General features: G+C 39.2%; 23 protein-coding genes and 1 rRNA gene. 18 read left to right on the top strand and 6 right to left on the bottom strand.

Annotated elements, in window-relative coordinates; genetic code table 11:
- The first annotated feature begins 128 nt into the window (after nucleotides 1-128).
- Nucleotides 129-243, top strand: a 5S ribosomal RNA gene (gene rrf / locus P20429_RS19935).
- Nucleotides 244-884: 641 nt separating this feature from the next.
- Here rrf and P20429_RS01930 read toward each other — a convergent pair.
- The 4 genes from P20429_RS01930 to hslR form a co-directional block, all read right to left on the bottom strand.
- Nucleotides 885-1,994 carry a PepSY domain-containing protein gene (locus P20429_RS01930; protein WP_007586597.1) on the bottom strand — a complete coding sequence of 370 codons (1,110 nt, stop codon included), beginning with the start codon at nucleotides 1,992-1,994 and terminating at the stop codon, nucleotides 885-887.
- A gap of 182 nt (nucleotides 1,995-2,176) precedes the next feature.
- A complete protein-coding gene (locus tag P20429_RS01935; protein ID WP_007586595.1) occupies nucleotides 2,177-3,715 on the bottom strand; it encodes a phosphoenolpyruvate carboxykinase in 1,539 nt (512 codons plus the stop codon).
- A gap of 267 nt (nucleotides 3,716-3,982) precedes the next feature.
- Nucleotides 3,983-4,828, bottom strand: a complete 846-nt coding sequence (gene hslO, locus P20429_RS01940) for an Hsp33 family molecular chaperone HslO (protein WP_007586592.1) — start codon at nucleotides 4,826-4,828, stop codon at nucleotides 3,983-3,985.
- A gap of 12 nt (nucleotides 4,829-4,840) precedes the next feature.
- Nucleotides 4,841-5,263 (bottom strand): ribosome-associated heat shock protein Hsp15, encoded by a 423-nt coding sequence (gene hslR / locus P20429_RS01945; protein ID WP_007586590.1) that lies wholly within the window; start codon nucleotides 5,261-5,263, stop codon nucleotides 4,841-4,843.
- 210 nt (nucleotides 5,264-5,473) lie between these two features.
- Between hslR and gspC the strand changes: the two genes are divergently transcribed.
- From gspC to P20429_RS02010, 13 genes are all read left to right on the top strand, one after another.
- A complete protein-coding gene (gene gspC, locus P20429_RS01950; protein WP_007586588.1) occupies nucleotides 5,474-6,415 on the top strand; it encodes a type II secretion system protein GspC in 942 nt (313 codons plus the stop codon).
- Nucleotides 6,416-6,438: 23 nt separating this feature from the next.
- Complete coding sequence (gene gspD, locus P20429_RS01955) at nucleotides 6,439-8,502, top strand: type II secretion system secretin GspD (RefSeq protein ID WP_007586587.1); 2,064 nt, start codon at nucleotides 6,439-6,441, stop codon at nucleotides 8,500-8,502.
- Entirely contained in the window at nucleotides 8,495-10,060 is a 1,566-nt protein-coding gene (gene gspE, locus P20429_RS01960) for a type II secretion system ATPase GspE (RefSeq protein ID WP_007586586.1), read from the top strand. The genes gspD and gspE overlap by 8 nt, the downstream gene beginning before the upstream one ends.
- 2 nt (nucleotides 10,061-10,062) lie before the next feature.
- Entirely contained in the window at nucleotides 10,063-11,298 is a 1,236-nt protein-coding gene (gene gspF, locus P20429_RS01965) for a type II secretion system inner membrane protein GspF (protein WP_002962033.1), read from the top strand.
- Nucleotides 11,299-11,379: 81 nt separating this feature from the next.
- Nucleotides 11,380-11,802: a type II secretion system major pseudopilin GspG gene (gene gspG / locus P20429_RS01970; protein WP_007586585.1), complete on the top strand. Its 423-nt coding sequence runs from the start codon at nucleotides 11,380-11,382 to the stop codon at nucleotides 11,800-11,802.
- Between the two features lie 49 nt (nucleotides 11,803-11,851).
- Nucleotides 11,852-12,439 (top strand): type II secretion system protein, encoded by a 588-nt coding sequence (locus P20429_RS01975; protein WP_007586584.1) that lies wholly within the window; start codon nucleotides 11,852-11,854, stop codon nucleotides 12,437-12,439.
- Nucleotides 12,439-12,813, top strand: coding sequence for a type II secretion system minor pseudopilin GspI (gene gspI, locus P20429_RS01980; protein ID WP_002962039.1), 375 nt, complete (start codon nucleotides 12,439-12,441; stop codon nucleotides 12,811-12,813). The genes P20429_RS01975 and gspI overlap by 1 nt, the downstream gene beginning before the upstream one ends.
- Complete coding sequence (gene gspJ / locus P20429_RS01985; RefSeq protein WP_007586583.1) at nucleotides 12,814-13,452, top strand: type II secretion system minor pseudopilin GspJ; 639 nt, start codon at nucleotides 12,814-12,816, stop codon at nucleotides 13,450-13,452.
- Nucleotides 13,445-14,434 (top strand): type II secretion system minor pseudopilin GspK, encoded by a 990-nt coding sequence (gene gspK / locus P20429_RS01990; protein ID WP_007586581.1) that lies wholly within the window; start codon nucleotides 13,445-13,447, stop codon nucleotides 14,432-14,434. The genes gspJ and gspK overlap by 8 nt, the downstream gene beginning before the upstream one ends.
- Nucleotides 14,431-15,639, top strand: coding sequence for a type II secretion system protein GspL (gspL, locus tag P20429_RS01995; protein WP_007586580.1), 1,209 nt, complete (start codon nucleotides 14,431-14,433; stop codon nucleotides 15,637-15,639). The genes gspK and gspL overlap by 4 nt, the downstream gene beginning before the upstream one ends.
- Nucleotides 15,636-16,109, top strand: coding sequence for a type II secretion system protein GspM (gene gspM / locus P20429_RS02000; RefSeq protein ID WP_007586578.1), 474 nt, complete (start codon nucleotides 15,636-15,638; stop codon nucleotides 16,107-16,109). The genes gspL and gspM overlap by 4 nt, the downstream gene beginning before the upstream one ends.
- 3 nt (nucleotides 16,110-16,112) lie before the next feature.
- Nucleotides 16,113-16,871, top strand: coding sequence for a type II secretion system protein N (locus P20429_RS02005; protein WP_007586576.1), 759 nt, complete (start codon nucleotides 16,113-16,115; stop codon nucleotides 16,869-16,871).
- A gap of 22 nt (nucleotides 16,872-16,893) precedes the next feature.
- A complete protein-coding gene (locus P20429_RS02010; RefSeq protein ID WP_007586574.1) occupies nucleotides 16,894-17,481 on the top strand; it encodes a UPF0149 family protein in 588 nt (195 codons plus the stop codon).
- Between the two features lie 27 nt (nucleotides 17,482-17,508).
- Here the strand turns inward: P20429_RS02010 and P20429_RS02015 are convergent, their stop codons facing one another.
- On the bottom strand, nucleotides 17,509-17,715 hold the full coding sequence (locus P20429_RS02015) for a hypothetical protein (RefSeq protein WP_007586570.1): 207 nt from the start codon (nucleotides 17,713-17,715) through the stop codon (nucleotides 17,509-17,511).
- Entirely contained in the window at nucleotides 17,715-18,074 is a 360-nt protein-coding gene (locus P20429_RS02020) for a hypothetical protein (protein ID WP_007586569.1), read from the bottom strand. Before P20429_RS02020 ends, P20429_RS02015 begins: the two co-directional genes overlap by 1 nt.
- Before the next feature lie 288 nt (nucleotides 18,075-18,362).
- Here P20429_RS02020 and ccoG point away from each other — a divergent pair, with 288 nt between their 5' ends.
- The 4 genes from ccoG (at nucleotide 18,363) to P20429_RS02040 (ending at nucleotide 22,167) form a co-directional block, all read left to right on the top strand.
- Nucleotides 18,363-19,793: a cytochrome c oxidase accessory protein CcoG gene (ccoG, locus tag P20429_RS02025; protein ID WP_007586568.1), complete on the top strand. Its 1,431-nt coding sequence runs from the start codon at nucleotides 18,363-18,365 to the stop codon at nucleotides 19,791-19,793.
- A gap of 86 nt (nucleotides 19,794-19,879) precedes the next feature.
- Nucleotides 19,880-20,854: a serine/threonine protein kinase gene (locus P20429_RS02030; protein ID WP_007586565.1), complete on the top strand. Its 975-nt coding sequence runs from the start codon at nucleotides 19,880-19,882 to the stop codon at nucleotides 20,852-20,854.
- 34 nt (nucleotides 20,855-20,888) lie between these two features.
- Complete coding sequence (locus P20429_RS02035) at nucleotides 20,889-21,512, top strand: thiol:disulfide interchange protein DsbA/DsbL (protein ID WP_007586563.1); 624 nt, start codon at nucleotides 20,889-20,891, stop codon at nucleotides 21,510-21,512.
- A gap of 16 nt (nucleotides 21,513-21,528) precedes the next feature.
- Nucleotides 21,529-22,167, top strand: a complete 639-nt coding sequence (locus P20429_RS02040; RefSeq protein WP_007586562.1) for a thiol:disulfide interchange protein DsbA/DsbL — start codon at nucleotides 21,529-21,531, stop codon at nucleotides 22,165-22,167.
- The last annotated feature ends 32 nt before the right edge of the window (nucleotides 22,168-22,199 follow it).

The following is a 22,199-nucleotide window of genomic DNA, read 5'->3' as shown; positions in this document are numbered from 1 at the left end:
TGATAGTGAAACAAGCGAAGAAGTTAATATAACTAAAGTAGAAATTACTTAGAACGACTTAAAAAATATTATCAGATATTTTCCAAATTCAGTTAGTACGTAGCGATACGGATTAACGCCCAAATTTGCTTGGTGACAATAGCGTTTTGGACCCACCTGATCCCATGCCGAACTCAGTAGTGAAACGAAACAGCGCCGATGATAGTGTAGCATTTGCTATGTGAAAGTAGGACATTACCAGGCTTCAAATTGTAGAAAGCCCGAATCTAACGATTCGGGCTTTTTTACGTCTGCAAAAAAGTAAATGCGCGCAATTAACACACACTCACATCAACACGCATCACGTAGGGCGGGCAAGCGTCGCGACTCCTGACGTTAAAATCACAACACAACCCTCAATATCTCAGTCGGCCAATAAAGTTGCATTTACTACGTGACTCTCCACCGCTGTGGGTATCGTGACATTACGCAGGCTTCACATTGTAAAGAGCCTTACTTTAACTATTCAGTAGCCTATTAGACATTCCCATTAGGTATATAGCCTTATTTACAGACACTAGTAAGCAATTAATTGGGTGGCACTATTGTGCGCTAAGTTTACCTAAGTGATTTACCGCATTACATCTGTAACTAACTGTAGTTTTAGCGCGTGCAGAATAAATACACATACCTGATAATTATACTAATCGGCAATAATACCTAATCAATTTGGTGGATTGAACTTGACGTTAATTGCGTTAGAAATTTCTGATATACGATTGCATGGATACAGAAGGTTGAGCAACTTAGGAGTAATTGGCGAGAACAACGAAATAAAGAAATTTTTGTCCTCAAATAGATCATTTAACTAGGGAGATTGGCGTAAAGTTTATTTTATTTTATTTTTATATTCTCTTGGTTCTAACTAACCACCTATATACGCCAATAAAGAACAATGCAGCAGGTCCAAAGCCACTCAGCACCCAAATGACTTTTAAAATGTTACCGCCAATGCTGCCGTCATGTAGAGGGTGTATCCAGTTTTTTATTTTACTAGCCGTACTTTGCTTATCTATATTAAACACGCTCTCTAACTTTCCTGTAAGTGCATTAACCTCTATATAGCTATGTGGAAAGCGATACGAAGGATCGTTTACAGTTTGAAATCTTAATCTGTAAATAGCATTTAAGTTTGATGGTGTTTCAATCCAAGCTAAACGCGTATTCGGTAATGCTTTTTCAGCTATTAATACCGCTTGTGGTAAAGGAATATTGGTTTGTTTGCTCGGTTGAATTTGTGTTTTTGGTGGGGAGTTTATATCGCTAACTAGAGCGGTTAATATAGGATCTGTTTGTTTTGGAGTAGCGAGCATAACACCTGTAACAGTTAAAGCTAGTAGCGGTATGCAGAAGGTTAAACCAATTAGTTTATGCCAGTCGTATAGCAAACCTATTTTAGAGCTACGAGATTTAAATTTTAGTGCCTTTACCCACTGCCCAGGCTTTGGAAACCAAGCAAAGAATCCAGAGATAAGAAGAACTATTGAGGCTATGCCTATATAGCCAACAACGAGAGTGCCCGTTCCTCCTGTTAGTAATGAAAAATGTAAGTTGTACACCCAAGTTACTAAGTATTTCCCCCAATAGTTTTTACGTATTACTTTATCACTACTGCTAGATAGCCATACCATTAAGGGAGCAAAGCCTTGCTCTTTTGTTTCTATGGGATTGTAGTAGCGTGCGGGTACAATTGAGTTCACACCAGTATTTTCTAGTCGCCACGGCCCGAGCTTTGTGGGGAAATTTGCTCTTAGCGTATTGTATGCTTGATCCCAATTAGGTGGTTTTGTATTAGTGGTAGTGTCATTAATTGGATTTAATAGTGAGTCTATTTGTGGGTAATAAACTAATACGGAGCCAGAAAGGCTAATAATAGTAAGTAAAACACCTACCGATAGACCTAAGTATAAATGTAACCGCCTGAATGTTTTTCGCCATGAAAGCTTTAGTGTCATTAATTAAATAGCCGTAATGAGTAGTGCTGGTTTATTGGGCATTAAGGAATGATTAATTACGCGGTATATTATATGGTTTTTGATATGAGTTGTGCGGCATTTTGTCGCACTTATTAAATTAGGTATTTAGAAAGTAAAACGCCAGCTCTTGGCTGGCGTTAAAATACAAGCTTGAAGCTTATTTAAGCTTTAGGTCCTGCATTTTTTATATCGTCTGATACGTCATACTTAGCAAAGTTTTCAGTGAAGTCTGCGGCAAGTTTTGCTGCATATTCATTGTACTTAGCTTTATCTTCCCACGTATTAATAGGATTAAGTAAGTTAGTATCTACACCTGGAACTGCTACCGGTACATCTAGGTTTAAAACATCAATGTGCTGAGTTTCAACACCCGCTAATTTACCAGATACGATTGCATCAATTACTGCGCGAGTAGTCGGGATATCAAAACGTTTACCTGTGCCGTAAGGGCCGCCAGTCCAACCTGTATTCACAAGGTACACCTTAGCGCCAAACTCGCGTACACGCTTCATAAGAAGCTCAGCGTAAACACCAGCAGGGCGTGGGAAGAATGGTGCGCCAAAACATGTCGAAAATGTTGATTCAATATCGCTAGTTGAACCAATCTCAGTAGAACCAACTTTTGCTGTGTATCCACTTAAAAAGTGAAAAGCAGCAGCTTCTTCGCTAAGTATAGAGACGGGTGGTAATACACCGCTTACATCACAAGTTAAAAATACAACAGCCTTAGGTTCGCCTGCGCGGTTTTCTACTTTACGTTTTTCAACGTGTTCAAGTGGATATGCTGCACGGCTATTTTGAGTAAGGCTAGTATCGTTAAAATCTGGAACGCCTTTTTCATCTAACACTACATTTTCTAAAATAGTGCCAAAGCGAATAGCATTCCAAATTACAGGTTCATTCTTTTGTGACAGGTCGATACATTTAGCATAACAACCGCCTTCAATATTAAACACGCTTCCAGGTGCCCAGCCGTGCTCGTCATCACCAATTAGAAAGCGAGTAGGGTCTGCTGAAAGTGTTGTTTTACCCGTACCAGATAAACCGAAGAATAATGCTGTATCGCCTGCTTCACCAACATTAGCAGAACAGTGCATTGGTAATACACCTTTTGCTGGTAGTAGGAAGTTTTGTACAGAAAACATCGATTTTTTCATTTCACCGGCGTAACGCATACCTGCTAGTAATACTTTACGCTGTGCAAAGTTAATAATGACGGTGCCATCGCTATTTGTGCCATCACGTTCTGGCTCACATACAAACGAAGGAACGTTCATTACTTGCCATTGTGGTAAGTTTGAAGCGTTATAGTTTTGCGGTTCGATAAACATGTTTTTGGCAAAAATATGGTGCCACGCTGTTTCTGTAGTTACAACTACAGGTAGATAATGCTCAGGGTCTGCGCCAACTTCTAGGTGAGAGGTGAAGTGGTCATTACTTTGAACATGTGATTCTACGCGAGCCCATAATGCGTCAAATTTGTCTGCATCAAATGGACGATTAACGTTGCCCCATTGAATATCATTTTGAGTTGTCGCTTCTTGAACAATAAAACGATCTTTTGGTGAACGACCAGTTCGTTTTCCTGTAATTGCAACAAAAGCACCATTTGCGGCTAAAGTACCTTCGCCACGGCGGATCGCATGCTCGACAAGTTCAGCTGCGGTTAAATCGACAAAACGTGTAGCGCCTGTAGTCATGTTTATACCTAACTATGTGTGAGAGTTTGAACGGATAGCTCTGGGGTTATCAGTGCCCTTAAACTGAAATTATAGTAACAGAAGGTTTTAAGATATTCGAGCCCGTAAAGCCTCTAAAAACACATATATTTAAGAAAAAACATGAATAATTTCAATGATACCGGTGTCATGAAATTAGCAGAAAAGATGACACCGGTATCATCTTTTTATAATATAAAACCGCATATTTTGCGGCTTTAATTACTATATATAGATGAAGCTGAACATTTAGTTGAAAATGCTTTTTATATCTTGTTCGTTAAAAACATACTCTTTTAAACAGTAATGACAGTTAATATTAACAGACCCTTTCTCAGCTACGTCTTTGAGTAGTTCTTCTTGTCCAATATTAACAAGTGCAGTAATTGTTTTATCACGACTACAACCACATTTGAATTTAATCGCTTGAGGTTCAAATACGCGAGGATTATCTTCGTGATAAAGGCGTGTAAGGACAGTATTAGCATCAAGGTGTAATAGTTCTTCATCTTTAATGGTGTTACTTAATGCTTCTAGGTGTGCAAAGTCTTCAATTGATTTTTGTTTATCAACTGGGAGTACTTGTAAAAATAGACCACATGCTTTTGCGCTACCTTCTGTTGTGTCGGTTGCAAACCAAAGGCGTGTTTTTAATTGCTCTGACTGCTCAAAGTAACTTTCGATACATTCACTCAGAGTATCATGCTCTAGCGGAACTATACCTTGGTAACGTTCACCCTTACTTGGTGTAATAGTGATCACCATATAGCCTTGACCAATAAGCTCTTTTACAGTTGTGCCCGTAATTTCGCTTTGCAGGCGTGCAATACCACGCATGTTTTGTTTATCATCACCATTTATAACTGCATATTTAACTGGGCCATCACCTTGAAGCTGTACTGCAATTTCACCTTCAAACTTTAAAGTGGCGGTTAATAAACAGGTTGCAACAAGTAACTCACCTAGTAATGCTTTAACAGGGTCTGGGTAATTATGGTCGGCAATCATTTCATTATAAGCATTCTCGATTTGTACGAGTTCGCCACGAACATCTAGTTCGTTGAATAAATAACGGTGAAGTAAATCTTGTTGCATGAGCGGCTATACCTAACTTGATTTCATTTTTAAAAGTTCGCGTCTTTGCTTTTTATCCGGTTTTTTATCCGGATGAGGAGCAAAAAAGCTGTTATTTTTGCGTGCGATGCTGTTTTCTTCGCGTTTAGCAATACTTGCATCAGATTCTTGATACATGGTCTGTGCAATGGGGGCGCTTTGACGTTTTTCAAGCACTGAGAGTATAGTTATCAGCTTTTCATCTACGCCCTGAGCCAGTTTTACTTTTGCGCCAACGTCTACTATTTTACTCGCTTTTGTACGTTGGCCATTATAATGTACTTTGCCGCCTTGCACCATTTCGCGTGCAACTGCACGAGTTTTATAAAATCGCGCAGCCCATAACCATTTATCTAATCGAACTTTTAACCCATCTACAGGGTCTGAGCTGGTATTAGCATTACTTTTTTTACTCATAAGGCATTTCCCCACGTTTTTATAGCTTAAAATTTATCATGAAATCATCGTAGGATGAAGGTATTACAACGGCAGTTTACTTTTTGTACTGTTATGTAAAGTTAATTTAATCTGTTTACAAAGTTTAATATTAGTGTGCTTGTTGAAAGAAAAATGAAAGGGTACTATGGGTACGCGCTAACGCAGTAAATTAAAATAAGAACACTATTTATGGAACAGCAAATCCAACAACTAAAACAATTTTTAACTCGTTTACCGCATGCTAAGTTAAGTGCATTAGTGACACTGTTAGTTGTTGTTTATCTTGCATTTTTATTATCAAAACTTGTTTGGCTTTTGTGGCCAAAACCACCAGTAACTCTACTTACCCCTACTCATTATGCTAACCAGTCATTTGGTGCGAGTAACAACTCAGCGCAGCATATTATTGAGCAATTTTTATTTGGTAAAAAAACTGTAACAAACAACAATAATACTGCAAAGCAATCGCAGGTAATAAATAATGCGCCAGAAACGCGATTAAGTATCAATTTAACCGGTATCGTAGCGGTTAATAACAATGACAAAGCAGGTATCGCAATTATTGAATCACAAGGTAAGCAAGTAAGCTATCTTGTTGATGAAGTAGTATCGGGTACGCGTGCTGAAGTTGCACAAATATTGCCGGATCGTATTATTTTGAGTGTTAATGGACGCTTTGAAACATTAATGCTTGATGGACTCGATTTTAGTAAAAAAGTATCTATGCCAGTACTCGCTGCGCGTGATGATGCTGAAATGGGTCCGCAAAAATTAGAACCAAGTGATCTACAAATAGATGCCACTGTAGATCCGGACGTTAAAGAAGCAATTATAGAAACACGTGAAGAGTTACTCGAAGAGCCGGGCAAGCTATTTGACTATATACGTGTTTCACAAGCCATGAATGATGGTGAGCTAATTGGATATCGCTTAAGTCCAGGTAAAGAGCCTGAGCTGTTTAAGCAAATGGGTTTAAAAAATAACGATTTAGCCATTTCTATAAATGGCTATCAATTAACAGATTTAAAACAGGCTATGTCAGCTATTAATGAGCTGCGTAATAGTACAGATGCCAATATCACTATAGAACGTGATGGTGAACAAATTGATGTGCAATTTAGTCTGCAATAATTTAGCTTTGGAGTTTTAATACGATGGTTCAGGTGCTACACCTCAAAAAAATTAAAAAAGGGTTAGCTAAGTACGCAGCACTTTTTTTGGCGGCAAGTATTTCTTTGTCTGTTTCTGCTGTTGAATATGCTGCTAACTTTAAAGGAACTGATATCAACGAGTTCATTAATATTGTTGGTAAAAACCTTAATAAAACAGTCATTATTGACCCTAACGTGCGCGGCAAAGTAAATGTTCGCAGTTATGAGTTAATGGACGAAGCACTTTATTATCAGTTCTTCTTAAATGTATTGGAAGTTTATGGCTACTCAGCTGTTGAAATGGACAATGGCATAATTAAGGTCGAAAAAAGTTCAGACGCTAAAAAATCAAATGTGCCACTTATTGACGAAGGTAGTGAAGCTAGCGGCGACATGATGATTACGCGTGTTGTACGTGTTAAAAATGTAAGTGTGCAGGAGCTTGGTCCTTTAGTTCGTCAATTTAGCGATCAAAAAGATGGTGGCCACGTTGCTAACTTTAATGCGGCTAACGTAATGATGCTAACGGGTCATGCTGCATCGGTTAATCGCTTAGTTGAGATTATTCGCTCTGTTGATCAAGCGGGTGACAAGCGTGTAGACATCGTTAAGCTTAAATATGCGACGGCAGATGATGTTGTCTCTGTGGTAGATAATATTTATAAAGACAGCGGTAAAGGCAGCGTACCTGAATTCTTAATTCCAAAAGTTGTGGCTGATGGCCGAACTAATAGCGTTATTGTAAGTGGTGAAGGCCAAGCACGTACACGTGCTATTGAGCTCATTAAGCGCTTAGATGGTGAGCTAGAAAGCCAAGGTAACACCAAGGTGTTTTACTTAAATTATGCTAAAGCTGAAGATTTAGTCAAAGTATTGCAGGGTGTTAGTAAGTCACTTGTTGAAGATGCACAAGGCGGTACTACTAAAACTCGTAGCAGAAGCAATAATGAAAGCAGTATAGAGTCTCACCCTGACTCAAACTCATTAATTATTACCGCACAGCCAGACACAATGCGATCACTTGAATCTGTAATTGAACGCCTTGATATTCGCCGTGCCCAAGTATTAGTTGAAGCCATTATTATTGAAGTAATGGAAGGCGACGGGGTTAACTTAGGCCTGCAGTGGATTTCTGAGCAGGGCGGTATGTTGCAGTTTAACAACGGCACTACGGTTCCCGTGGGTTCATTAGCTGTTGCTGCAGAGCAAGCACAAGATACAACCGTAACTAAAACTATCATTGGTACAGAAACTGGAACCGTTACTAGTTATGACGAAACGACTGAGGGTGACTATGATGCGCTTGCATCATTGCTAAGTGGCATTAATGGTTTAGCGCTGGGCGTTGTTAAAAATGATTGGGGCGCAATTATTCAGGCTGTTGCCACTGATACAAATTCAAATATATTGGCTACCCCTTCTATTACTACAATGGATAACGAAGAAGCCTCTATTTTAGTCGGTCAAGAAGTGCCTATTATTACAGGCTCACAAACGGGCAGTAATAATGCTAACCCATTTCAAACAGTTGAGCGTCAAGAAGTCGGTATTAAACTGATAGTTACGCCACAGATTAACGATGGCTCTGCAGTACAACTTACTATTGAGCAAGAAGTATCGAGCGTAAGTGGTGCAACTGCTGTTGATATTTCAGTTAATAAACGTGCAATTAAAACAACGGTTATGGCCGATGATGGCGGTATGGTTGTACTTGGTGGTTTAATTGACGAAGACGTACAAGAAAGTGTTTCTAAGGTACCGTTATTAGGCGATATCCCTATTTTAGGTCACCTGTTTAGATCAACAAATACAACGCGCCGTAAGCGTAATCTTATTGTATTTATTCGCCCAACCATTATTCGTGATGGTGTAAGCATGAATAAGTTAAGCTTTAATAAATATAACTTTATTCGTGGTGAGCAGTTTAAACAAAAAGAAGATGGTATTGAGTTAATGCCAATGACGGATACGCCTATTTTACCTGAGTGGAATGACGAACTAGTACTTCCACCTACGTATGAAGAATCTCTACGTAAACAAAATGCACAAGAGCGTAAAGATGACTAATGCTATTCAAGAGATAAACCAAGATGTGGTTCATCCTCAAACGCATAATCAGGATGAGCTATTAACGAGTGATGTGTTAGTTGAGTTACCAGCAAAGCGTTTGCCGTTTTCCTATGCAAGACGCGCAGGTGTGTTACTGGGTAAAAACAAAGATCATCGTATAGTTTACTACCGTGGTGAGCTAGATGTGGAAGTACTATTAGAAGTACGCCGTATCGCAGGCCATGGTTTTACACTTGAGCAATTGGATGATGATAAATTTGAGCTATTGCTTGAAGCGTCATACCAACGTGATAGCTCTGAAACGCAACAAATGATGGAAGATATTGGCAACGAGGTTGATTTATTCTCACTTGCTGATGAGCTCCCGCAAACTGAAGATTTACTTGCTGGTGACGATGATGCGCCAATCATCAAGCTTATTAATGCCATGCTAAGTGAAGCGATTAAAGAAGGGGCTTCTGATATTCATATCGAAACCTTCGAGCAAGAGCTTGTTATTCGCTTTAGGGTCGATGGCGTGCTTAAAGAAGTACTTAAGCCTAATCGTAAACTTGCATCGTTACTTGTATCTCGAATTAAAGTAATGGCTAAGCTTGATATAGCTGAAAAACGTATTCCACAAGATGGTCGTATTAGCTTACGTATTGCAGGGCGTGCAGTTGATGTGCGTGTATCTACAATGCCATCGAGCTTTGGTGAGCGCGTAGTACTGCGTTTACTTGATAAAAACAACGCGCGCTTAAACCTTGAAGATTTAGGTATGACTGCAGATAATCGTGCATTGTTTTCAGATTTAATCAGTAAACCCCACGGCATTATTTTAGTAACAGGGCCAACGGGCTCTGGTAAAAGTACCACCCTATACGCTGGTATGAGCCAAATTAACTCACGCGATCGCAATATTCTTACCGTTGAAGATCCGATAGAGTACGAAATTCCAGGTATTGGGCAAACACAAGTTAATGCAAAAGTTGATATGACATTTGCACGTGGTTTACGTGCAATATTACGCCAAGATCCTGATGTGGTAATGGTGGGTGAAATACGCGACCTTGAAACTGCGCAAATTGGTGTTCAAGCGTCACTTACCGGCCACCTTGTTATGTCTACTCTGCATACTAATACCGCATCGGGTGCAATTACACGTATGGAAGATATGGGAGTTGAACCATTCTTACTTTCATCGTCGTTACTCGGTGTGTTGTCGCAACGGCTAGTACGTACATTGTGTAATACCTGCAAAGAAGGTCACACGGCTGATGAGCATGAATGCCAGCTGTTAGGGGTTCCTTTTGAAAGCCAACCGACAATCTATCGAGCAGTAGGGTGTGAGGAGTGTAACTTTAATGGCTATCGTGGTCGTACGGGTATTCACGAGTTACTTGTAGTTGATGAAACAATACGCGAAATGATTCACAACGGTAAAGGCGAGCAAAGCGTAGAAAAATACATTCGTAAGCGCAGCCCAAGTATTCGCCAAGATGGTTGTAGCCGTGTACTTGTAGGTAAAACAACACTTGAAGAAGTATTGCGTGTTACCCGTGAGGAAGGTTAACTATGGCGGCGTTTGAATACCGTGCCTTAGATGGCCGAGGTAAAGAAAAAAAAGGCATTTTAGAAGCCGATACAGCTAAACAAATTCGCCAAACTTTACGTGATCAAAAACTTACGCCGCTTGAAGTTGTCCCTGCGGCGCAAAGTGATAAACAAGTCAAAGGCGAAAAAGCCCCTTTACTCGGTGGCTTTTTTAAGCCGACAATTTCAACCTCAGACTTAGCATTAATTACAAGGCAATTAGCAACACTTATTCAATCGGCACTTCCTGTTGAAGGCGCTGTTATGGCGGTTGCTGAGCAATGCGAAAAGCCGCGTTTAAAGCGTATGCTTATGTCGGTACGCTCAAAAGTGGTTGAAGGTTACACACTTGCCGATGGTCTTAGTGAGTTTCCTCATGTTTTTGACGACTTATATCGTGCAATGGTAGCCGCAGGCGAAAAGTCGGGTCACCTTGACCAAGTACTTAATCGTTTAGCCGACTATACCGAGCAGCGCCAACATATGCGTAGCCAAATAACTCAGGCTATGGTTTACCCCATTATATTAGTGGTATTTGCAATTGGTATTGTGTCGGTATTACTGGGCACCGTAGTACCAAAAATATTAAAAACGTTTGAAAAAACGAAACAAGTACTTCCTTGGACAACCGAATGGGTTATGGCAGGCAGCCATTTTGTGCAAAATTATTGGTTTATTAGTTTAATAGCGATTACAGCTATAGCCATTGGTATTAAGCATGCACTTAAGCAGCCTAAAATACGTTTTTGGTGGGATGACCGAGTGCTACATATGCCAGGTATAGGTAAAGTGGCTCGTGGTATTAACACCGCACGTTTTGCGCGTACTTTAAGTATTTTATCGTCAAGCTCGGTACCATTGCTCGAGGGGATGCGTATCTCGGGTGGCGTATTAATCAACGAAAAAATTAAAAAAGCGGTTGCAGATGCATCCGATAGAGTGAGTGAGGGTGCAAGCTTAAGAGCTGCACTTCAGCAAACTAAGTTGTTTCCACCAATGATGCTGCATATGATAGCAAGTGGTGAAAAATCAGGTGAGCTAGAGCAAATGTTAGAGCGTGCTGCAAATAACCAAGATCGCGAATTTGAGAGCATGGTTAATGTATCGCTTAAACTACTAGAGCCTGCGATGATCGCCTCAATGGCGGTTATTGTATTATTTATAGTAATGGCAATATTGCAGCCAATAATGGCGATGAATAAAGCTGTTGGACTTTAAGTTAGAATAAACTTTTAAATATATTAATGGTTTTACCTAAACCATTTTTACTTAATGTTTTTAGAATAATGAGGTAATTACGTGAATAAACAATCAGGTTTTTCTTTACTAGAAGTGATGGTGGTACTGGTTATCATCGGAATGATTATGTCAATTGTTGCACCTAACATTATGGGTCAGCAAGAAGAGGCTGCTATCGATAAAGCGCATCTAGATATTCAACAATTAGAAGATGCAATGAGCTTATACAAGCTTAAAAATAAGAGCTACCCAAGCACAGAGCAAGGTCTTGAAGCGCTAGTTACTCAAACAAGCATTGAACCGGTTCCAAAACGTTTCCCTGACGGTGGTTTTATTAATGAATTACCAGAAGATCCATGGGGTAATCTATATCAGCTAATTAGCCCAGGTGAAATTGGCAAGTTTGATATTTTTTCTATGGGCCCAGATGGTGAAGTAGGTACTGATGACGATATCGGTAACTGGGACGAAGAAAAACAATAATGTTTAAGTACACTGCTTTGTATGAACATGTTAATGCTAGAGGCTTGCTATGAAAGCAAGCCTTAAGCAGCGCCATGCAAAAAGCAGAGGCTTCAGTTTAATAGAAATTTTAGTGGTATTAGTGATCATCGCTTTTGCTACAAAAATGGTGGTATATAGCTTAGAAGGCGGTGCTGAGGAAGAGTTAGATACTCAAGCATTAAGGCTGCTTACCACCATTAACATGGCATCGGAATTTGCCATTTTAAACCAAGTTGAATTGGGCTTATTAGTAGAAGAAAATACGTTAGAGTATTTAGTTTTCGATGGTGAAAAGTGGATTACCTTTGACCGTGAAGACCTTTTTAAACCAATAGAGTTAGATGAAAGATTAAAGCTCACTCTTAACTTAGAAGATTTAGCGTGGGCGCAAGATAACCTCTTAGAGCAATCTAACTGGCGCGAACTTATGAGTGGCGGCGATGAAGACAGCTTACTTGAGCTTAAAAAGTTGAAAATCCCACAAGTACTTATTTTGTCATCAGGTGAGGTAAGCGCGTTTCAACTTATATTAGAGTTAAAAGAGCAAAGCGAGCCTGTGTATTACATTGAAGGTGAATTTGCTGCACCAGTAAACTTTCGCCGAGAGCCAGAATAATGAAGCGCACTAAAGGGTTTACCTTATTAGAGGTATTAGTGGCATTAAGTATTTGTGCCATGGCGGGTATAGCTGCAATGCAAGCAACAAGCGAGCACATACACCACTTAACGACTATTGAAGAGCAAACCTATGCATCTTGGGTCGCTGAAAACGTTATTATTGAACAGCGTACTAAAGGCGAACAATGGCAAGGCAAAAATAACCTTAAAGGCAGCGAAGTAATGGGCGGTGTTGAATGGTTTTGGCAGCAAGAAGTAACAGCCACTGCTGACAAAAGCTTTGTTAAGTTAACCATAAATGTTTTTACGGATGAAAAATATGAGCATTCGGCATATGAGTTATCAACGTATCTAAATAAAGGCAAAAAGTAAGTGAAGCAGCGCGGGTTTACATTACTTGAAGTTATGGTAGCACTGGGTATTTTAGCTTTTGTTATTATTGCTACTCATCAAATACTCGAGACGACAACAAGAGCAAAAGATGCCTCCGATGAAAAAATTGCTGAGTTAAATGGGTTGCAAACAACATTTAGGTTAATGGATCAAGATTTTAGCCAAATGACTAAACGTGCAGTACGAAACGAATCTGGTGATGTTCAAGAACAATATTTACTTGCTGGTCGTTACGTTTTAGAAAGCCAATACGATGGTATTGCGTTTGTACGAGATGGCTGGATAAATCCAATTAATTTATTGCCACGTTCAGAACTACAAGCCGTTGGTTATAGAGTGATAGACGATAACCTTGAGCGTGTTTATCGGGTTTATGTTGATCAGCTTGATAATATGGAACCGCGAGTTCAACGTGTACTAGAAAATGTTGAAGAGCTTAAGTTTGAGTTTTTGGATGATAAAAACGAATGGCAAGAACAGTGGGAAATTAAAGCTCTCCCTAAAGCGGTTGCTGTTACTTTGCAACAAATAGAAGCAGAGCCAATTCGTCGTGTATTTTTAGTTCCTGGGCAAGGCAAAGTGGTTGTTACACAAAGTACGGATGTGAATAATGGTTAAGCAGCAATCATCGCGCGGCGCAGCACTTGTTATTGTTTTGTTTATTGTGGCATTAGCGGCTATTTTAGCAGTAGAAATGAGTGCTAATTTAATGGTTCAAGTGCAAAAAAGTACTAATTTGCAAGGTCACCAGCAAGCTAAATGGTATGCCTATGGTGCAGAAGAGCTTGCTATTAAAGGGCTAATACAAAGTAAAAAAGATGATGCTGATAAAACAACACTTGATCAAGTTTGGGCAACTCAAGGTGATGCTTCATACCCTGTTGATAACGGCACGTTAAGTGGCAAAATTACTGATTTACAAGCATGTTTAAATTTAAATGCTTTAGCCATAGCGCCAGAAGAAAATAGCGCAAGTAAAACAAATCCTGCACATAAAGCACTCTTTGCATTACTTGAAAACATTGAAGATTTACCTGCTGATGAATCAGAAGAGACAATGGCAGATAGCGTATTTGATTGGCTTGACGAGGACAGTATTACATATCGCTCAGGCGCAGAAGAAGACGAGTATTTATCACGAGATTTTCCGTATATGACAGCCAATAGTTTATTTGCATCAACATCGGAATTACGCTTGGTTAAGGGCTTTAACCCATTAGTGATGGAAAAAGTATTGCCATATGTATGTGTAATACCAGGCAGTACGCTTTTATCTATTAACGTAAATACATTAATCCCAGAGCAAGCACTTATACTCAGTGCCTTAATAGAAAGCTTGAGCTTATCTGGTGCAGAGGCTGTGATAGGTGCAAGACCGCAAACTGGCTTTGACACCATTGATGAATTTTTTGAACAGGTGAAGCAACAAGGCGGTACTAATACCGACTCAGTCAAAAGTTTATTTAGTATTAAAAGCGAATATTTTAAATTACAAACGCAGGCAAATTTTGTCGACCTGCGTTTTTCGATGACCACATTACTGCACGCTAAAGACGGTGACGTAACGATACTGGCGCGAAAATTTGGAGGCGTACAGTGACAGAAATACTGTTGATCCGCACGGGTCAAACCGAGCAAGAATTGCTTAATTGGTTAATTTACTCACCACAAGAACAAGAAATAATAGCCAGTGGCGAGTTACCAAATGCAGAGCATTTAAGTGAGCTAAGCGAAAAAGCACTTACCCGAGAAGTGGTCGTGTTGTTACCCAGTGATCAAGTGCAATTAAAAACGGTCGCTTTGCCAACAAAATGGAATCGCAAGCTTGAGCAAGCATTGCCATACATGCTTGAAGAAGACATAGCATGTGACGTAGATGAACTGTTTATAGCAGTAGCGCAGCCGACAATGCTTGGTGAGCAACATGCAATTCGTGTAGCAATGACAGACCGTGAATGGTTTGAACAATGGCTCGCATTATTTGTAGAGCATAATCTATCAGTATACAGAATATTACCCGATGCTTTGTTGTTACCGCTTGCAGATGATGGCGCAGTCACCGCTATCGAGCTCAATAACCAATGGTTATTTAAGCAAGGGCAATGGCACATAGGTGCGGTTGAATCTAGTTGGTTAAATGGCTACTTAACAGCCATGGGTAATCCTGATATTAAGCATTTTAGCCCAGCTAGTCAGTTTCCAGAAAGCGTTAACTTACAAGCGCAAACAAGTGAGTACGACTTACCTCTAGCATTATTTGCAAAGCAGTTAGATAGCGTTAATTTTAACTTACGCCAAGGTATGTATCAGCTTAAAAAGCAAAGCGCTTTATGGTGGGGTTACTGGAAAGGCGCCGCAATTATAGCAAGTGTTGCATTGGTTTCTACGATTACAATAAAAGCTATTGAGTTACACCAACTTAATACACAAGTAGAATTAGCTAAAGCTCAAGTAGTCGACAGATACCAAAAAGCATTTCCAGGAACTAAAGTTCGCCCCAATCTAATTAAAAGCCAAATTAAAGGCGCGTTAGATAAAGTTCAAGGCTCAAGTGAGTCGGGCTTTTTAGACTTAACGACTAATTTGGTTGATGTATTTTCGCAAGTTAGCGAATTTACACCTGAAACACTTCGTTATGACAAACGTCGCAATGAGCTGCGCATTCGTGCACGCGCTAAAGACTTCCAAACTTTTGGCAAAGTAAAAATCATACTTGAAAAACAAGGTTTAACTGTTGAGCAAGGGTCTTTAAATAATGACGGTGATTATGTCGTTGGTGAAATTAAACTGCGAGGTGCAGTATGAAAAAGCAGTTAATGCAACAATGGCGCTCGCTTAAAGAGCAAGAACAACAATTGGTAATGGTCGCTGCTGGCGTGTTTATTATTTTTGTTTTAGTAATGGGAATATTTAGACCATTAAATAATGCGATAGAAAAGGCACAGCAATCTCAAATTAAACAACAAGAGCTATTAGCTTGGGTTGATGACAGTATTGTTAAGCTAAAGGCTGCGGGTAACACCAGTGTTGCTAGCAATTCAAACTTAAGCCAAATTGTTAATTCTACACGTGGGCGCCATCAAATAAGTATTAGTAAAATGCAGCCAAGTAGTGATTCGCTACGTTTGACGCTCGACTCTGTAGAATTTAATCAGTTAATAGAATGGCTAGATGAGCTAGTAAATCAGCATGGTTTAAAAATTGAAAACTTAGATTTGAGCCGCGATGATAAATCAGGCTATGTGCGTGTAAGCCGTTTAGTATTAGAGAATTAATTAATGAAAAAAATAATAACGTTATCGGCTGTCTTTTTAATTAGTTTTATTGTGTTTTGTATTATTAAATTACCAGCACATATTGCACTAGATATAGCAAAACCGTACTTTCCAAAGCAATTAGAAGTAGGGCAAACTGTAGGCACTGTTTGGCAAGGTCAAATGATGCAAGTTCGTTTTGATGGTGAACAGTTAAATAATGTGCGCTGGGACATTGCTGGCTGGAAGTTATTTACAGGCAAGCTAAATGCGAATGTGAAGTTTGGTAATGCACGAGAGCGTAGTGATATCTCGGGTTATGCTGATGTAAGTTATGGGCTTTTTAATCAAGAAGTTAAAGTGACTGACGGCCTAGTGCGCTCAACAGTAGAGCGTGCAATGCAGCGCGTGCAGCTTCCCCTACCTGTTACCGCTAAAGGACGTGTAATTTTAGAACTTGATGAATACAGCTCAGGTGCACCTTATTGTGATTCACTAAAAGGTGAAATAGCGAGCCCTAATATTGACGTGCAAGGCTTAAATGGGTGGTTTAATATTGGCCCTCTGGCTGGTAAGTTAAGCTGTAAGTCGGGCGATATTGCTATATTAATTGACCCAGATAATACGCTTGGCCTTGAGGCAGATGCTACACTTAAAGCTAATTTCGACTTTAGTGTGGCAGGTTATGTAAAACCAGATGCTAGCTTACCTAAAGATGTACATGATGCGGTTAAATTTTTAGGCCGACCAGATAGCCAAGGTCGTTACCCGCTCAACTTTTAATGTTTGAATATAAAGAGTTTTAATGCAAATACCCCAATTTACTGAGCTGCACGCAAAGCAGCTCAGCACATTTTTAAATACCCAATCTCAAGCAATGACCCTTCAACAAAGCCAAGGCTATTTATTTGGCGTTATTTGTTCGCCCAATCCATTAGATGTGCATGAGTGGCTTGAGCAGATATTACCAAATACAGCTAATGATTTAGATGAAGAAGTACTTTTCTTGTTTATGGCGCTATATCATAAAATTAGTGAGCAAGTATTTGAAACAGGATACAAATTACCTAACACATTTGATGCTGAGTTTTGTAAGTCATGGAGTAAAGGTTTCTTAGTTGCAACCAAAGCTTACGCAGAGCCTTTGTTAAATGCACCGCAATTAGACACTGACTTTAAACAAGCATTAGAAAGTGCGTTAAGTACATTAAGCTTTTTTGCACTTGACCAGCTAGCAATAGCTCAGATTGCCAAACAAAATAACATGACTATAGAAGCCTTGTGTCAGTACCAATATGAATCAATGGGTGACTTTGCATTAGGGTTTGCTGAACTAATTGAAGTGGTCGCAATTAATAGCGGTTTGATAACCGACGAGAGTTGGGAAGAGTAATTATTAATACCAGGCGCTTAGTTTAATCTAAGTGCCTAGCTCTAATATAATATCCGTACAGCCTTGTTTGCACTTTACTACGCCTTTACCAGGTTCACTGGTGGCTAAATTAAGTGTTAAAACCCCATTACACTTCTCACACTTTAACGTTTTGCCTTGTGCTAATTGCTTGAGCATATTGCGTTGTTTATGAAATGAGTCGCTTGCTTTTTTATTTAATCCTGAAAAATCCACTACTTTGCTCGCTTTTGCTCTAATGCTTCAGTCACTATTTTACATACCGTATTTAAACGATCGCCATAAAAATAAAGGTTTAAGTCACGTTCACGACAATAACGTAGGTGAAATAACTGAACAGAGTCATCTGTTGTAAACGTTTTTTCTACGTACTCACCCTCAGATTCGGACAATTTAAGTTGAGTGCTGATTCTATTTTTAGCCATATTTGCAGCAGGGCTTCTGTTAACCTTACTTGCATCACTTAAAAAACCAATGCCTTCGCCTAATAACCTTTCGCGAGGTTCTTTTATAAGCGGATGATCGATTGTAAAAAAGGCAAGGATCACAACTACCAAAATAATAAATTTTTTCATGGATACGTAAACCTTGATCTAAGTAGGGTTGAATTACCATGCAGTGTAATAAACTGCATTTTAAAAGCAAGTAACTGGGATGAATAAATTATTAGCGATCTATGCCAGTAATTTTAACCAACATTGTTATAATGGTTAACAGCAGTCAGATATTTCTGAAATATCTGAAAGTATTCGAGAAGGCAATTTATTAAAGTAAATCTGCCTAGCAAGTAACTTGCTAGCTTTAAGTATAGAGTACTTGAGTATTGCTGGATTTTTATTTCCAAGCGGCGTTGAGGAACTTCGATGGACAAGCAAATTAAAGTAAAGAATATCCCTGTAGAGGTGAAAATCCAAAAACCGGATTTAAGCCGTCAAGATGATAGGTTCAATCCCCGAAATCGTATTTATGTGCGTGCCGTAAAAGGCCTACATCAATTACTTAGGCAGCGCATTGGCTTTTTAGGCCTACTTGCGTTTATGTTACTTCCTTGGATTAATTTTAACGGCCAGCAAGCAGTGCTGTTTGATCTAATTGGTCAAAAATACAATATTTTTGGTTTAACGCTATGGCCTCAAGATTTTACCATATTAGCGTTTATTTTTATGCTGGCAGCATTTGCGCTGTTTTTAGTGACCACCTTCTATGGACGGGTGTGGTGTGGCTACACATGTCCGCAAACTGTTTGGACCTTTATTTTTATTTGGTTTGAAGAAAAGCTTGAGGGCACGGCTAATCAGCGTAAAAAACTCGATCAAAGACCCATGAATTTTGATAAGTTTTGGCGTAAAACGGCAAAGCATACTAGTTGGGTATTGTTTTCGTTATATACCGCCATTTCTTTTGTGGGTTACTTTACGCCAATCAGAGAGTTACTTCCTGATTTTGTAACGTTTAACGTGGGTGGTTATGCACTAGTCAGTATTATTTTCTTTGCTGCGTGTACCTATGGTAATGCCGGTTGGATGCGTGAAATTATGTGTTTACACATTTGCCCTTACTCACGTTTTCAATCAGCTATGTTTGATAAAGATACATACACTGTAACGTACGACGAAAGCCGTGGTGAAAGCCGTGGTCCTCGTTCACGTAAAGTAGATCATGAAGATTTAGAGCTAGGCGACTGTATAGACTGTAACTTGTGTGTTCAAGTGTGCCCAACAGGTATTGATATTAGAAATGGGTTACAAGCTGAGTGTATTAACTGTGGTGCATGTATTGATGCGTGTGATGGCGTAATGGATAAAATGGAATACCCGCGTGGACTTATTTCATATACGACAGAGCGAAACCTCGAAACCCCAGAAAATAAAACGAATCCACTACGAGCTAAAATCATTGGTTACACGGTCATACTTGTTGTGCTTACGGGAGCACTTGTAGCTAATATAGCGCTGCGTAAAACAATGGACTTTGATATCATTCGTGATCGAAACCAATTATATCGTGTCGATTTTGATGGTTTAGTAGAGAACACCTACACATTAAAGGTAATCAACAAGGCGCAGTACGAGCAAACTTTTAATATTAAAGTACAAGGGTTAGATAACTTTAAGTATATTGGTAAGCAGTCATTTACTGTGCAGGCAGGGCAATCTCATAATGTGCCATTGTCGCTTGTAATGGACCCTTATGATTTGAAGGTGTCGATGACAGAGTTTAACTTTGTGCTTTCACCGGTAGATGAGCCGGATGAGACAATATCGCAGTCGAGTAACTTTTTTAAAGCGCGATAATCACAACCTACCTTAAATAGGTAAGTTGATATAGCAATTAACAAAAGCGGGTATATAACCCGCTTTTTATTTTATATAAGAAGAGTATGAGTAAATTTAGTTTTATTGACTTAACACCTGACCTAATACTCGATGCAATAGAAAGCGTAGGTGTGTACGCCGAATCTGGTTTGTTGGCACTCAATAGCTATGAAAACAGAGTGTACCAATTTAAAGCCGATGATGGCCTGCGTTACGTAGTGAAGTTTTATCGCCCAGAGCGCTGGAGTAAAGAGCAAATTCAAGAAGAGCATAACTTTGCATTTGAACTGGCAGAAGCGGAAGTGCCTGTTGTTGCCCCTATTTTATATAATGGGAAAAGCTTGTTTGAACACGAAGGTTATTTGTTTGTGTTGTTTCCAAGTGTCGGCGGGCGTTTATTTGAGGTTGATAACTTAGATCAACTTGATGTAATGGGGCGTTTAATTGGCCGTATGCACCAAGTAGCTAAAACAAAGCCTTTTACTTATAGGCCAACAGTTACCTGCGAGGAGTATTTACATACAGCCAAAGTTCATCTTCAAAAAAGTAACTTAGTGCCTATGGGAATAAATACTGCCTTTTATACTATTTTAGATTTAGTGATAGAGCAGGCGCAAAAACAGTATAAAGATGTGCAAAGTATTCGCTTACATGGTGACTGCCACGTTGGTAATATTTTGTGGGCAGGTGATGCGCTCATGTTTGTTGATTTAGATGACAGCCGCCAAGGTCCTGCAATCCAAGATTTATGGATGATGCTCAGTGGCGATAGAGCGACGCAACTGTTACAGTTAGACACCCTTGTGAATGCGTATGAAGAGTTTTGTGATTTTGATCACTCTCAACTCAAATTAATTGAACCGCTGCGAGCGATGCGTATTATCCATTATATGGGATGGGTAGCTAAACGATGGAGCGATCCTGCCTTTGTGCGGAACTTTACATGGTTTGCTGATGACAAATACTGGGAGCAACAAATTTTAGCACTGAAGGAGCAACTTGCAGCACTGCAAGAAGCACCGTTAAAGTTATTGCCGTAATATTTTATTTAAAGACAAGTACAACGAGATACAAATGCTTAAAAAATTAAAACTGAGTTTATTACTTTTATGTTTACCATTTGCAGCACTTGCTGCACAGTTTGAAGTTGATAATCAATACACTGTTATTGATGTAGACAAAAGTACATCACCACAAGTAACCGAATTTTTCTCATTTTACTGTCCACATTGTTTTAAGTTTGAACCAGTAGCAAAAGCAATTGAACAAGGCCTGCCAGAAGGCGCTGAGTTTATTAAAAACCACGTGAACTTTTTAGGTGGCGTGTCGCCACAAGCACAAAGTAATTTAAGCTTTGCCTACTTAATTGCTAAGCAGCATGGTCAGGCGCAGAGTATTAGCGATCAAATTTTTAAAAGTATTCATGTTCAGCGTGCTCCTTTAACTGAAATGAAAGACGTTAAAAAATTACTTGAAGTAAACGGTATTGATAGCGCAACGTTTGATCAAGAAATTGCAAGCATGCCAGTTATTTCGGCTGAGCAAGCAATGCAAAACAAACAAAATAAATATTCAAAATTAGGCGCACTTACAGGTGTACCTACTTTTATTGTTAACGATAAATATAAAATAAACCTCAACACCATCAAAAATCAAAAAGAACTTGATGAGTTAGTAGCGTTTTTATTAGCACTATAAATTTCGGAGCATAATAATGATTAAATTAGTTAAAGCAGGTTTGCTTGCAGTACTACTTCCTATGGCGGCAACAAGCTTTGCAGCAACGTATGAAGAAGGCGTGCATTACGACGTTGTTTCTGAGCGTGCAACTAAAAAGCCAGAAATCAAAGAGTTTTTCTCATTTTACTGCCCTGCATGTAATAACATGGAAGCACTAATTGGTGAGTTTAAGCCTAAGCTTGATAAAAACGTTAAATTTAAAAAAAGCCATGTTGATTTTGTAGGTGTACGCGACCCAGAAAACCAACAGATGATGAGCCAAGCACTCGCTACTGCAGAAGTACTTCCGCAAAAAGATAAAATTGTCTCTGCAATTTTTAATCATATCCATACAAAACGCGCTAAATTTAATGAGCTTGCAGATGTAAAAGATATATTTGTAGCGCAGGGCGTTGATGGCGATAAGTTTGATAAGCTGTTTAAAAGCTTTTCGGTACGTACGCTAAGCTCTAAAATGAAACGTGATCAAGACTACTTTAAAGAAAAAGGCGCACTACGTGGCGTACCTACATTTATTGTAAATGGTAAGTATAAATTAAACCTAGGTCGTGAGTCGGGTATTACTGAGCCAGAAGATATCAGCAAACTGATTAATTACTTAGCTAACAAGTAAATTTAGCTAAAACAAAAAAAAGCTCCTTAAGG

The organism is Pseudoalteromonas sp. BSi20429, assembly GCF_000238895.1.
GTDB classification, from domain to species: Bacteria; Pseudomonadota; Gammaproteobacteria; order Enterobacterales; family Alteromonadaceae; genus Pseudoalteromonas; species Pseudoalteromonas arctica.
The sequence above is the reverse complement of the archived record's forward strand: the minus strand, read 5'-3'. Positions and strand labels throughout refer to the sequence as shown.

What these genes read in the sequence shown, in the direction of transcription:
- P20429_RS01930 (WP_007586597.1), bottom strand. Translation starts at nt 1,994, where the DNA reads ATGACACTAAAGCTTTCATGGCGAAAAACATTCAGGCGGTTACATTTA.
- P20429_RS01935 (WP_007586595.1), bottom strand. Translation starts at nt 3,715, where the DNA reads ATGACTACAGGCGCTACACGTTTTGTCGATTTAACCGCAGCTGAACTT.
- hslO (WP_007586592.1), bottom strand. Translation starts at nt 4,828, where the DNA reads ATGCAACAAGATTTACTTCACCGTTATTTATTCAACGAACTAGATGTT.
- hslR (WP_007586590.1), bottom strand. Translation starts at nt 5,263, where the DNA reads ATGAGTAAAAAAAGTAATGCTAATACCAGCTCAGACCCTGTAGATGGG.
- gspC (WP_007586588.1), top strand. Translation starts at nt 5,474, where the DNA reads ATGGAACAGCAAATCCAACAACTAAAACAATTTTTAACTCGTTTACCG.
- gspD (WP_007586587.1), top strand. Translation starts at nt 6,439, where the DNA reads ATGGTTCAGGTGCTACACCTCAAAAAAATTAAAAAAGGGTTAGCTAAG.
- gspE (WP_007586586.1), top strand. Translation starts at nt 8,495, where the DNA reads ATGACTAATGCTATTCAAGAGATAAACCAAGATGTGGTTCATCCTCAA.
- gspF (WP_002962033.1), top strand. Translation starts at nt 10,063, where the DNA reads ATGGCGGCGTTTGAATACCGTGCCTTAGATGGCCGAGGTAAAGAAAAA.
- P20429_RS01975 (WP_007586584.1), top strand. Translation starts at nt 11,852, where the DNA reads ATGAAAGCAAGCCTTAAGCAGCGCCATGCAAAAAGCAGAGGCTTCAGT.
- gspI (WP_002962039.1), top strand. Translation starts at nt 12,439, where the DNA reads ATGAAGCGCACTAAAGGGTTTACCTTATTAGAGGTATTAGTGGCATTA.
- gspK (WP_007586581.1), top strand. Translation starts at nt 13,445, where the DNA reads ATGGTTAAGCAGCAATCATCGCGCGGCGCAGCACTTGTTATTGTTTTG.
- gspM (WP_007586578.1), top strand. Translation starts at nt 15,636, where the DNA reads ATGAAAAAGCAGTTAATGCAACAATGGCGCTCGCTTAAAGAGCAAGAA.
- P20429_RS02005 (WP_007586576.1), top strand. Translation starts at nt 16,113, where the DNA reads ATGAAAAAAATAATAACGTTATCGGCTGTCTTTTTAATTAGTTTTATT.
- P20429_RS02010 (WP_007586574.1), top strand. Translation starts at nt 16,894, where the DNA reads ATGCAAATACCCCAATTTACTGAGCTGCACGCAAAGCAGCTCAGCACA.
- P20429_RS02020 (WP_007586569.1), bottom strand. Translation starts at nt 18,074, where the DNA reads ATGAAAAAATTTATTATTTTGGTAGTTGTGATCCTTGCCTTTTTTACA.
- ccoG (WP_007586568.1), top strand. Translation starts at nt 18,363, where the DNA reads ATGGACAAGCAAATTAAAGTAAAGAATATCCCTGTAGAGGTGAAAATC.
- P20429_RS02030 (WP_007586565.1), top strand. Translation starts at nt 19,880, where the DNA reads ATGAGTAAATTTAGTTTTATTGACTTAACACCTGACCTAATACTCGAT.
- P20429_RS02035 (WP_007586563.1), top strand. Translation starts at nt 20,889, where the DNA reads ATGCTTAAAAAATTAAAACTGAGTTTATTACTTTTATGTTTACCATTT.
- P20429_RS02040 (WP_007586562.1), top strand. Translation starts at nt 21,529, where the DNA reads ATGATTAAATTAGTTAAAGCAGGTTTGCTTGCAGTACTACTTCCTATG.